Below are 10,787 nucleotides of genomic sequence, written 5' to 3'. Positions count from 1 at the left end.
TCTAAGACTTTCTGGTATAGTTCACTTATCATTTTCGTTATTTAGGTCATATATAGTAAATATGACTTATCTTTTTTGGGAGTCTGTGTCTGTATTCCATGCTACATAAGCTTTTCAGCTTGCTTGTCCCCCTGTCAGGTTTTTGGTACTATCCAACTCTTGGGATTAGCGGGTGCTGTTTTTGCAGTAGTAGACATAGGGATTTGGATTATATGTATTTTGGTGTTATTATTAATCCCACCAAAAACTAGAAAGATAATTTCACATATGTACTTATCAATATTTACAGAAGATAGTAAGGAAATTGCCGCATTAAGAGACGGTGAAGGAAGTTTAAAAAAAATCTGGTACAAAGGAATTGACAAACAAAATGAAGATGTGAAAAGTACACGAATATTTTGGATAAAACCTATAAGATATTTTATTCCTCTGTATCAAATAGTAAAATCAATGATTGATCATAGAGATAATGCTATTATTGAGATAGAAAATGACTCATTAAAATCGAAACTGCAAACTTTAGATGAATTTCGCCTAGCTAATCAAGTACAGAATACTAAAGTTTTGATGCAAGCACAAGGAGCAGATAAACAAGACCTTTTAAATGAACTTATCAATAATTTATTTGAACATATTCAAAATCAAGAAGTGAAATCTACACGAATGTATCAAATAGTAGAATCAATGATTGATGATAGAGATAATGCTATTATTCAGATAGAAAATGGCTCGTTAAAATCGAGACTGCAAACTTTAGATGAATTTCGCCTAGCTAATCAAGTACAGAATACTAAAGTTTTGATGCAAGCACAAGGAGCAAATAAACAAAACCTTTTAAATGAACTTATTAATGATTGTTTTAAAAATCTTCTTAATAAAATTCAAAATTACAGTAGAAATCCAGAATATAATCCATCCTTCGGTTTTGACTTAGACAATGGTGGACGAAAAGACGTTAACAATATCCCAGAATTACTCGAATTATGTATAGATAATCCCAATAAATTTAAAGAACACATGGACAGAGGAGATTTTGAGCGTTGGCTGGATAATATAGAGATAAGAGAAACAGAACTAGCAAATATAGCTCAGGCAACTCGCGAGAAAACCTTCCCTAACGATAATGAGCGCCTACATTATTTTCTCAGAGAATGCTGTCTAGTCTTGATTGGGAGAAACCCTTAATATTTCCTAACAAAAACTTGATTTGATCGCCAACTACCTACAAGATAAAGAAAGAGCGAATCAGCTAGGAATTTACAAGGGGATAAAAATTAAAATCTTTCTGATTTCAAGCTACCAACGACCGGCGCTAGTCACTGAAAACTGAAAACTGAAAACTGATAACTGATAACTGATAACTGATAACTGATAACTGAAATGACTCGATCCTATTTTGCTACTACCGCTAGGGGACTAGAAGAAATTGCCGCTAGGGAATTAGAATTCCTGGGGGCCAAAGAAGTGAAACCAGTATTCACCGGAGTCCATTTTCAGGGAGATCTGGCCCTACTCTATCGAGTCAATCTTTGGTCAAGAATTATTTTTCGGGTTTTGGTTCCCATTGCCGAAATTCCCTGTGGGGATGGGAAGGAACTATATGATGGCATTCAAGCCATTGATTGGCGCGATTATCTCAGCAGTGAGGAAACTTTAGCGGTACAATGTACGGGAACGAACGATCGCCTCAATCACACCCATTACACCGCTTTAAGCATCAAAAACGCTATTATCGACCAACAGCGTCAACAGGGGAATCCCCGTTCTTTTGTGGATACAGAAAACCCCGACCTGCAAATTAACGCTCATATCGAGAAAAATCGCTGTGTGCTTAGTTTAGATAGTTCTGGCCACAGTTTACATCGTCGCGGGTATCATCGAGCCATGGGAGTCGCACCTCTGAAAGAAAGTCTCGCCGCTGCTTTGGTAGAATTATCGGCATGGCAGGATGATATGGCGCTTTTGGACCCTTTCTGTGGTTCGGGAACCATTGTCATCGAAGCGACGTTAAAAGCTTTAAATATTGCCCCCGGTTTATCCCGTTCCCAGTTCGGATTTCAGAAATGGCCAGACTATCAACCGGATTTATGGCAATCTTTGCTTCAGGAAGCTAAAGAAAAACAAAAATTTCAGCTAAATGCGCCAATTTATGCTAGTGATGCCGATTACGAGGTTTTGCGTCAGGCCGAGGATAATGCCTATTTTTGTCAAGTACAGGACCATATTAATTTTAGCTTGCAAAGCATCACCGACTTAGAACCGGCGAGCGATCGAGGGATTATTCTCTGTAATCCCCCTTACGGCAAAAGATTGGGTAATACCGAAGAATTAGGCTCTTTATATAAATCCTTCGGTGATGTCTTAAAACAGAGGTTTAAGGGTTGGACAGCCTATATTTTATCGGGAAACAAAGAACTGACTAAACAAATCGGTCTGCGTTCTTCCCGTCGCACTCCCTTGTATAACGGTTCTCTGCCCTGTACCCTCTTAAAATATGAGTTGTATTAACTACATCAAAACCTTGAGACTGTCAAGGGCTAAATGAACATTTTGACGAACTGAGGCAGCAGAAGTGTGTAGATCCAGACGTTCAGCATCGGTCAAACGCACTTCCAGAATACTTTCCACACCCCGACAGCCTAAGCGACAGGGAACCCCCAAATAGACATCCTGTAGGCCGTATTCACCCTTAAGATAGGCTGCCGCCGGCAGTAAACGGGATTGATTTCTCAATATCGTCTCGACCATTATACAGGCAGAGGAAGCAGGGGCGTAATAAGCGCCGCCAGTTTGCAGTAATTTGACGATTTCAGCCCCACCATTGCGAGTTCTCTGCACTAAACGATTAATCGTCATCTCGTCCATTAATTCGGTAATCGGCACACCACTGACAGTACAGTAACGGGGTAGGGGTAACATTAAATCACCGTGACCACCCAAAACCATAGCATGAACGTCGGCGGTACTAACCCCCAATTCCATAGCGATAAAGGTTTGTAAACGGGAAGAATCAAGGACCCCCGCCATTCCCATCACTCTTTGGGGGGGTAAACCCGTCGCTTGCCAAACTAGATAGGTCATCACATCCAGGGGATTGGTGATGACGATAAAAATGGCTTCCGGAGAATACTGGAGGCATTTAGTGGCGGCCTCGACGACAATTTTAGCATTGACATTCATGAGATCATCGCGACTCATGCCCGGTTTTCTGGCTAATCCAGCCGTAATCACGACAATATCCGAGCCTGCCGTGTCTTCATAGTTATTAGTGCCGATAATCTCGCTGTCGTGCAGTTCTATGCCCTGGGCTTCCATCAAATCTAGGGCAATACCCTGGGGCAAACCATTGACGATATCGAGGAGAACTACATCGGCGAGGTTTTTTTCGGCGATGCGTTGGGCCAGGGTGCGTCCGACGTTACCAGCACCAATAACCGAGACTCGGGGCGATTGACAGGGGAGGGGTGTATCGTAGAAGTCAACCATGATTTATGGATGAGGCAATATCCTCATCAGGCGGGTTCCAGTTGTTCGAGCTTTAGCCACACACTGGGGGTAGGAACATAGAATTTAATCAAAGCGTAATCATCTTTTACATCCAAGACTTCTGCTGTCGAGTTGAACATATAACTGGGTAAACGGCGATCGCTGGCTAGGGCTTCGAGGCTATTTTCTAGGTTTCCCGTCACCACGCGGACTAAAGCTCCTTTCTTAATTGTAGCTGCCATGTTTTTCTCGTTAAATTTGCTGGGGGTTTCTCCCATAAATTGTTACATATTCGGGCAGACCTCTGACAAGGGCTTTTTCAGTCAACAGTGAACTGATAACCGATACCAAAGGCCGAATCTAAAACCTAATTGGTTAAGCTAAAAGCTTTGATCTACTTAGTTTCTATCCTTCTTTTTAGGTAGGAGAATTGCCAGATTCTTTCTTTTGCATGAGTGCCTGTCGCCCCTTGCCTTCAGAAACTGATAACTGATTCAAGGCTGATGGCTTTTTGGCTTAAGATAAAGTTTAGCCCTCGATCGAGTTCTCGTGTTTTCATGGTTTTACAACTGCGCGTCTACGTTCCCGAACACCCTCTGGTTAAGCATTGGCTGGCGATCGCCCGCGATCAAAATACCCCCTCGGTACTGTTTAAAACAGCGATGACGGAACTAGGGCGCTGGTTAACCTACGAAGCAGCCCGGCAATGGTTGCCGACCCTGGAAACTAGCGTTAAAACCCCTCTAGCGGAATGCCGGGCTACTTTTATCGATCCTAGCGTACCGATAGCCGTAGTCCCGATTTTACGCGCAGGATTAGCCCTGTTGGAAGGGGCGCAAAGTCTTTTACCCCTAGCTAGTACCTATCATCTCGGTTTAGCCAGAAATGAGGAAACCCTGGAGGTGAGTTGTTATTTAAATAAATTACCGGCTAGTTTTGATCCGGCCACGAGGGTGTTAATTCTTGAACCGATGTTAGCCACGGGGGGATCGATTTCAACGGCAATGGCAGAAATTACCGGCAGAGGCGTTGATCCTGCCCTAATTCGCCTGATTTCCGTGGTGGCTGCCCCGCCGGCTTTACAGAAATTGAGTCAGAATTATCCCAGCTTGAACATCTATACGGCTATTATCGATGAAGGACTAAATAGCCGTGGTTACATCGTGCCGGGGTTGGGCGATGCCGGCGATCGAGCTTTTGGAACCTATTAGGAGAAAAACGGATTATGAGTCAGCGAGATGGGTTTGCGGGCGGTTTTTTAGCCGGTGCGATTGTCGGTGGTTTAGTGGGCGGTGTTTTGGGGACAGTGTTGGCTAATCGCAGCCGCCGCGGTTTAGCAGCTGGTGATAATCAGTCCTTTGTGGAGGGTATCCGCCATGGGCGCTTGACTCCCGAGGAAGGCATGGAAATGGCCCGCCGCAGTTTAGAAGATAAAATTGCCCAGTTAAATCTAGCGATCGATGATGTGCGTCAACAGTTAGGATCGGTACAGGAAAACGGCAGCGATCGTTAAATAGGGCTGGCTGAATAAATCTCAAAACCTTTTTGGATAAGCTCTGCCCGCGCATTTAAATTGCTTGTTGAGATGAGGCAAGAGGCAAGGGGCAAGATTTTCCGTTAGAATTAGCAGTAATCAAACACCACGCTTGCAGGAGCTATTATGTGACAGTTGAGGGTGCGGAATGTGGGTTCCAATATCCGTATGAGGCGAAAGTCTCATGTACGGTTCCGAATGGGAGGGGATGGGGGCGACTCTATTCTCGACCCCTAATAATTTCCCTGTTATTATCATTTTTATCTAGCCGACGGCTGACGGCTGACCGCTTCAAGATCACTGATCACTAAAATCACCGCGACGTTGGATCAGGTCTGAGGGGCTAAGATTGGAGACGAAATTGCGAAAAGCTTGACGTTCCTCTTCATCCGCGTCACGATCGACAGGAATAGAAGCGGAAGCGATCACTTCTTCCATTACCCAGACGGGACTGTTGGTACGCAGGGCAATAGCGATCGCATCACTGGGACGACAATCGATTTCTTTTTTGACTTCGCCGCGCTGGAGACAGAGAACAGCATAAAAAGTATTATCTTGGAGAGAATGGATGACAATTTTTTCTAAATCCATGTCCCAAGCTTTAAAAATATTAACGATCAAATCGTGGGTGAGAGGACGAGGGGGTTTTTGTTGTTCGAGGACGGTCATAATGGCCTTAGCCTGATCTTGTCCGATGTAGATAGGTAGGGCGCGACGCTCAGAACCATCCTTCAGCAGTACAATGGGACTGCGAGTGATAGCGTCTAGGGCAATTCCAGCGACTTTCATTTCGATCATGGCTTATGGCTTCTCCAAGATAGAGATTCAGCTAGGGAAGGAGTGGGAAAGCAACCTGAATAATATAGTGCTTCGTTACACTCACAGTATGCCCTAAGATGGCGGAGATTAGCCTCATCTTTAATGAAAAAAATACATCAGCTGCCGTCAGTAGATAGGAGTCAGGAGTCAGGAGTCAGGATACCCCGATCCAATCTTGCTGCTTTTTGCTCCCCACTCCCCGCTCCCCAATTCATAATTCATAATTGATAATTGATAATTCCCTCTACCCACTCCCCACTCCCACTTCCCAACTAAATTACTTAATTTGTGCTACGATAATAGTTTTGGGATAAATTTAAATAGGAGCAGACTGTCTGTATGTCTCGTTATAGAGGACCGCGCTTGCGCGTTGTGCGTCGTTTAGGGGAATTACCAGGCTTAACCCGTAAAAATGCCCGTCGTGCCTATGCACCCGGGCAACATGGCCAGGCCCGCAAAAAACGTTCAGAATATGCCATTCGTCTAGAAGAAAAACAAAAACTGCGTTTTAACTACGGTGTCAGCGAGAAACAATTAATTCGCTATGTCCGCAAAGCTCGCCGGGCTACCGGTTCCACCGGTCAGGTGCTGCTGCAACTCTTAGAAATGCGTCTGGATAATACCGTTTTCCGTCTCGGTATGGCCGGGACAATTCCGGGGGCGCGACAATTAGTCAATCACGGTCACGTCACCGTTAACGGTAGAGTTGTGGATATTGCCAGTTATCAGTGCCGTCCGGGTGATGTGATTGGAGTTAGAAATCAAGAGCGTTCCCAAGATCTAGTCAAAAGAAATATGGAATACCCCGGTTTAGCCAACCTGCCGAGTCATTTGGAATTTGACAAAAACACCCTCGTGGGCAAAGTGAATGGCGTTGTGGAAAGAGAATGGATTGCCCTCTCGATTAATGAACTGTTAGTAGTGGAATACTACTCTCGGAAAGTCTAGGAAAAAAGCCTTTTCCAGATACCTTGAGGACGCAATTGGCAGCGTCCTTATTTTATTGGCTAAATTTAGTATTTTTGATTGTACATGGGGCTGGCTAACATCCGACTGCGAATGGCAGAACCTCAACTGGCTCCCCCTACTGATAACTCCCCTGAACAGTTACAGTTAAGAGAGTGGTCCGTTACCACCCACTTCTAAATGGGATATTATCAACATGAAAAATCAATTATCTCAGCTTTATGAAACTGATTTTAATTTGTGGATTGAGCAAACCGTCAATCACTTTAAAAAGGGCAATTTACAGGCCCTTGATTTAGATAACTTAATCGAAGAAATATCCGATATAGGACGTAATAATAGACGGGAGGTATTCAGTCGTTTAAAAGTTCTCTTGATCCACTTACTTAAATGGCAATATCAATCGGAAAAACGGACTAATAGCTGGATAAATACCATTGATGAGCAAAGAGAACAATTAGAGCTTATTTTTAGGGATAGTCCCAGCTTAAAACCCTATTTAGCCGATATTTTCGCAGAATGTTATCAAAAGGCAGTGCGAGGGACGGTAAATGAAACTAATTTACCAAAAGAAACTTTTCCGGTTGATTGTCCTTTTACCCAAGAACAGGTTTTAAATTGTGATTATTTTCCTGAAAATAGCTTTTGAACAATGGATATAGCAGTTTTAGGAGAAAATCGCCCTGCTGTCAAGACTGATTTTTTTCTTGCCAAATAGCCAAGGCCATTTGATGAACAAATCGCCAAGGTAGATGGTGCTGACGGGCAATAGCGGCACAATCTTCGTATTCTGGTTGTACGGTAATCGGTTGATTAATTGACTCTTTGTAGGCAACTTTTAGCCGAATTTGTCCATAGACAGTATCGATCGATTGTATCTCTCTTTTTAAGATTGATCGCTCTTGAATTGTCCTTCTAATGCCTAAAGTTGTGGTTTCCTGAAAGATCATATTTTCACAAATAGCAATTTTATCCAAGGCACAAATTACTGTCAAAAGTATCCCCAAACGAGATTTTTTCATAGTAATTGCTTGACTAAATACATCTAAAGCCCCTGCTTGTAATAAAGCCTCGCTTAAGTAGGCGATCGCTTGTGGATTTAAGTCATCAATTTGAGTTTCTAAAACTGCCACAGTTTCGATTTCATCTAGCTTTTCTGGTTCTTTTTTCCCTAACCAAAGTCGGACAAGATTGGGAATCGGTAAATCTTTTGTACCTGCTCCTAAACCGACCTTTTCTAACTGCATTTTTGGCGTTTTACCGAAACTTTTAGCTAAAGTTGTCACAATAGCTGCCCCCGTGGGTGTTACTAACTCCGCTGCGATGCCATTACTATAAATTGGTACTTGTCGCTGGCTGAACAATTGTACTACTGCTGGCACAGGAACCGGTAAACGACCATGGACGGCCTGAACTGTACCGCCGCCGGTGGGTAGAGAAGAACAGTATAATTCACTCACCGATAGCCAATCCAAACCCAAACAAGTCGCGACGATATCAATAATGGCATCGGTTGCCCCGACTTCGTGAAAATGCACCTTTTCCGGTGCGATCCCGTGAACGGCTCCTTCTGCGATCGCAAGTTGTTGAAAAACCGCTAAACTCCATTCTTGGACTTTCTGGGGTAAATTTGCCTGTTTAATTAAATTTTCAATCTCCGGTAAATGACGAGCGGGGGTATGATGGTGATGGTGGTGATGATCAGCGGACTTCTCGGCAGTGACATCGACGTGAACCTTAGTGGCAATTTGACCGCGACGATGCACTTTTTCGGCCCTTAACTGATATTCATCCTCGATTCCTAAAGTTTTTAGTTGTGCAATCAGGTATTCTAAGGGGACTCCTAAATCTACTAACGCCCCTAAACACATATCCCCGGCAATTCCCGTGGGACAATCCCAATAGGCGACGATTTTGCTATCATGGCTACTATTTACTCTCTCCATCCCGAAAATCCCCAACAACGTTCTATCCAAGAAATCTGTCATGCCCTGAAAAATGGGGCAATTATGCTTTATCCTACCGATACCGTCTATGCGATCGGTTGCGATCTCAATGTGAAATCTGCCGTCGAACGAGTTCGCCAAATCAAGCAACTATCTAATGATAAACCCTTGACGTTTCTCTGTTCTTCTTTGTCGAATATTTCCGAGTACGCAGTGGTCAGCGATTATGCTTATAAGATTATGCGACGAGTTATACCCGGTCCCTACACTTTTCTCTTACCGGCGACTAAATTAGTGCCGAAAGTGGTGATGAATCCGAAGCGGAAAACCACCGGTATCCGGGTTCCCGATCACGTTATCTGTCGCACTATTCTCGAAACCCTAGAAAATCCCATTATCTCTAGTTCTGCCCATCTTCCCGATCAGGAGGGGGATTTTCCCACCAAGGGATTAGAATCCGCTAGGTTATTCGATGCCCTCGATCATATCGTTGATTTAATTATCGAAGATGGTTCGGCTCCTGGTTCGGAAGTGTCAACCATTGTTGATTTTACCTGCGATCAACCGGATATCGTGCGTCAAGGTTTGGGTTGGCCAGAATTACAACAATGGTTATAACGAAGACAGGAGACAGGAGGCAGGAGTCAGGAGTCAGGAGTCAGGAGACAGGAGATTATTTTTATTTATTCTTCCCACACCCCACACCCCACACCCCACACCCCACACCCCACTTCCCCACACCCCACACCCCACTTCCCCACACCCCACACCCCACACCCCACTGATAACTGATAACTGATAACTGATAACTGTATCGGTTATTGCGACTTTTTATTTCCTGAAAACCGTCTTGTGGAAGCCAAGTTAGTTGCTTAAGATGGAGATAATCGCAGTCAGAGAAAACCTCTCAAGGAAATTATTACTATGGCTTTCACTCTTTATTCTCCCTTCCTAGAAATTAATTCTGTCCAACGTCAAATCGATCAACTTTTTCAAGAAGTATTACCGACAACTTCATTGGTATCTCGTCCCCCGGTGGAAATCTCCGTTAACGAGGATTCCGTGCAATTAAAAATCGAATTACCCGGTATGGATATTAAAGATATCGATGTGGAGGTTAGCAAGCAAATGGTGGCTATTAATGGGCAACGTCAACGCCCTGACGAGGTAGAAAACAGCGAATTTTATTATGGTAAATTTAGTCGCTTGATTACCCTGCCAGTGGAGGTACAAAATAGCCAAGTTACCGCTAACTATCAAAACGGTATTCTTTATCTCACCCTCCCGAAAGCGGTGGCAGAAAAAAATAAAGTGGTGAAAGTTAATCTTGGTTAGATGAGAAAAAGACTGGAGAATTTCTCCAGTCTTTAGTTTTATTTGTAGTCGCTAACTGTTAATTGGATTCTTTGCCATTTAGGTTGACGGGACGGGGTTGAATAACACCAAAACCGCCGTGATTGCGTTGATAGATAACGTTGATTTCGTTCGTGTCTTTGTTGCAGAACATAAAGAAATCGTGATCGACTAATTGCAATTGTGTTAGTGCTTCCTCAATAGTCATCGGTGGCATGGCAAAGTATTTCATCCGCACTACTTCCGCAGGTAATTCGGGAGTGCGATCACCGATTAGGCTATCATCTAAGGGTTTCTCTTGCACCACCTCGCTAGTTTTAACGGTGGCGTTGGTGCGATGATCCACCAATCTTTCTTTATACTTGCGGAGTTGACGAGCGATTTTATCAGAAACTAAATCAATACTCGCGTATAAATTTTCGCTTCCTTCTTGAGCGCGAATCACTGTTCCATTAGCATAAACCGTTACTTCCGCTTTGTGGCGATCAGGAATGCGTGCATTCTTTTCCACGGAGAGGTGAACATCCACTTTTGTGGTCATGCCGTTAAAATGTTTCACCGCTTTCTCCAGCTTTTGTTCCACATAATCATGAATAGCTTCGGTGACAGCGATATTATTGCCCTGAATCAATAGCTTCATACTCACTACTCCATCTAAAAATTTTGCTATAGACCGTCCACAT

The 10,787-nt window shown here is 43.6% G+C and carries 13 protein-coding genes; 8 read left to right on the top strand and 5 right to left on the bottom strand.

Annotated elements, in window-relative coordinates:
• The first annotated feature begins 123 nt into the window (after window positions 1-123).
• Complete coding sequence (locus IM473_RS22435) at window positions 124-1,185, top strand: hypothetical protein (RefSeq protein WP_287690560.1); 1,062 nt, start codon at window positions 124-126, stop codon at window positions 1,183-1,185.
• Window positions 1,186-1,380: 195 nt separating this feature from the next.
• On the top strand, window positions 1,381-2,508 hold the full coding sequence (locus IM473_RS22430) for a THUMP domain-containing class I SAM-dependent RNA methyltransferase (RefSeq protein WP_287660495.1): 1,128 nt from the start codon (window positions 1,381-1,383) through the stop codon (window positions 2,506-2,508).
• Here IM473_RS22430 and mdh read toward each other — a convergent pair whose 3' ends face one another.
• Together mdh and IM473_RS22420 are read right to left on the bottom strand one after the other, a co-directional pair.
• On the bottom strand, window positions 2,509-3,486 hold the full coding sequence (gene mdh, locus IM473_RS22425; RefSeq protein ID WP_287660494.1) for a malate dehydrogenase: 978 nt from the start codon (window positions 3,484-3,486) through the stop codon (window positions 2,509-2,511).
• A 26-nt stretch (window positions 3,487-3,512) separates the two neighbouring features.
• Window positions 3,513-3,728 (bottom strand): NAD(P)H-quinone oxidoreductase subunit O, encoded by a 216-nt coding sequence (locus tag IM473_RS22420; protein ID WP_002782591.1) that lies wholly within the window; start codon window positions 3,726-3,728, stop codon window positions 3,513-3,515.
• Window positions 3,729-4,043: 315 nt separating this feature from the next.
• Between IM473_RS22420 and upp the strand changes: the two genes are divergently transcribed.
• Together upp and IM473_RS22410 are read left to right on the top strand one after the other, a co-directional pair.
• Complete coding sequence (upp, locus tag IM473_RS22415) at window positions 4,044-4,697, top strand: uracil phosphoribosyltransferase (RefSeq protein WP_287660499.1); 654 nt, start codon at window positions 4,044-4,046, stop codon at window positions 4,695-4,697.
• Window positions 4,698-4,711: 14 nt separating this feature from the next.
• Complete coding sequence (locus IM473_RS22410; RefSeq protein WP_002803502.1) at window positions 4,712-4,999, top strand: ssl2009 family thylakoid membrane protein; 288 nt, start codon at window positions 4,712-4,714, stop codon at window positions 4,997-4,999.
• Between the two features lie 318 nt (window positions 5,000-5,317).
• On the opposite strand, the gene IM473_RS22405 is transcribed toward IM473_RS22410, so the two are convergent.
• Window positions 5,318-5,818, bottom strand: a complete 501-nt coding sequence (locus tag IM473_RS22405) for a bifunctional nuclease family protein (protein WP_287660493.1) — start codon at window positions 5,816-5,818, stop codon at window positions 5,318-5,320.
• Window positions 5,819-6,178: 360 nt separating this feature from the next.
• Between IM473_RS22405 and rpsD the strand changes: the two genes are divergently transcribed.
• On the top strand, window positions 6,179-6,787 hold the full coding sequence (rpsD, locus tag IM473_RS22400) for a 30S ribosomal protein S4 (RefSeq protein WP_002798058.1): 609 nt from the start codon (window positions 6,179-6,181) through the stop codon (window positions 6,785-6,787).
• 214 nt (window positions 6,788-7,001) lie between these two features.
• Window positions 7,002-7,454, top strand: coding sequence for a DUF29 domain-containing protein (locus IM473_RS22395; RefSeq protein WP_287660492.1), 453 nt, complete (start codon window positions 7,002-7,004; stop codon window positions 7,452-7,454).
• Between the two features lie 40 nt (window positions 7,455-7,494).
• On the opposite strand, the gene larC is transcribed toward IM473_RS22395, so the two are convergent.
• On the bottom strand, window positions 7,495-8,751 hold the full coding sequence (gene larC, locus IM473_RS22390) for a nickel pincer cofactor biosynthesis protein LarC (RefSeq protein ID WP_287660491.1): 1,257 nt from the start codon (window positions 8,749-8,751) through the stop codon (window positions 7,495-7,497).
• On the opposite strand from larC, the gene IM473_RS22385 reads away from it, so the two are divergent.
• Window positions 8,728-9,369, top strand: coding sequence for an L-threonylcarbamoyladenylate synthase (locus tag IM473_RS22385; protein WP_002803551.1), 642 nt, complete (start codon window positions 8,728-8,730; stop codon window positions 9,367-9,369). The two genes, larC and IM473_RS22385, sit on opposite strands and share 24 nt — an antisense overlap.
• A 306-nt stretch (window positions 9,370-9,675) precedes the next feature.
• Window positions 9,676-10,086: an Hsp20/alpha crystallin family protein gene (locus IM473_RS22380; RefSeq protein ID WP_287660490.1), complete on the top strand. Its 411-nt coding sequence runs from the start codon at window positions 9,676-9,678 to the stop codon at window positions 10,084-10,086.
• A 58-nt stretch (window positions 10,087-10,144) separates the two neighbouring features.
• Here the strand turns inward: IM473_RS22380 and hpf are convergent, their stop codons facing one another.
• Window positions 10,145-10,744: a ribosome hibernation-promoting factor, HPF/YfiA family gene (hpf, locus tag IM473_RS22375; protein WP_287660489.1), complete on the bottom strand. Its 600-nt coding sequence runs from the start codon at window positions 10,742-10,744 to the stop codon at window positions 10,145-10,147.
• Between the last annotated feature and the right edge of the window lie 43 nt (window positions 10,745-10,787).

It is taken from the genome of Microcystis sp. M015S2 (assembly GCF_020245945.1).
In the GTDB taxonomy this organism is placed as follows: domain Bacteria; phylum Cyanobacteriota; class Cyanobacteriia; order Cyanobacteriales; family Microcystaceae; genus Microcystis.
The sequence above is the reverse complement of the archived record's forward strand: the minus strand, read 5'-3'. Positions and strand labels throughout refer to the sequence as shown.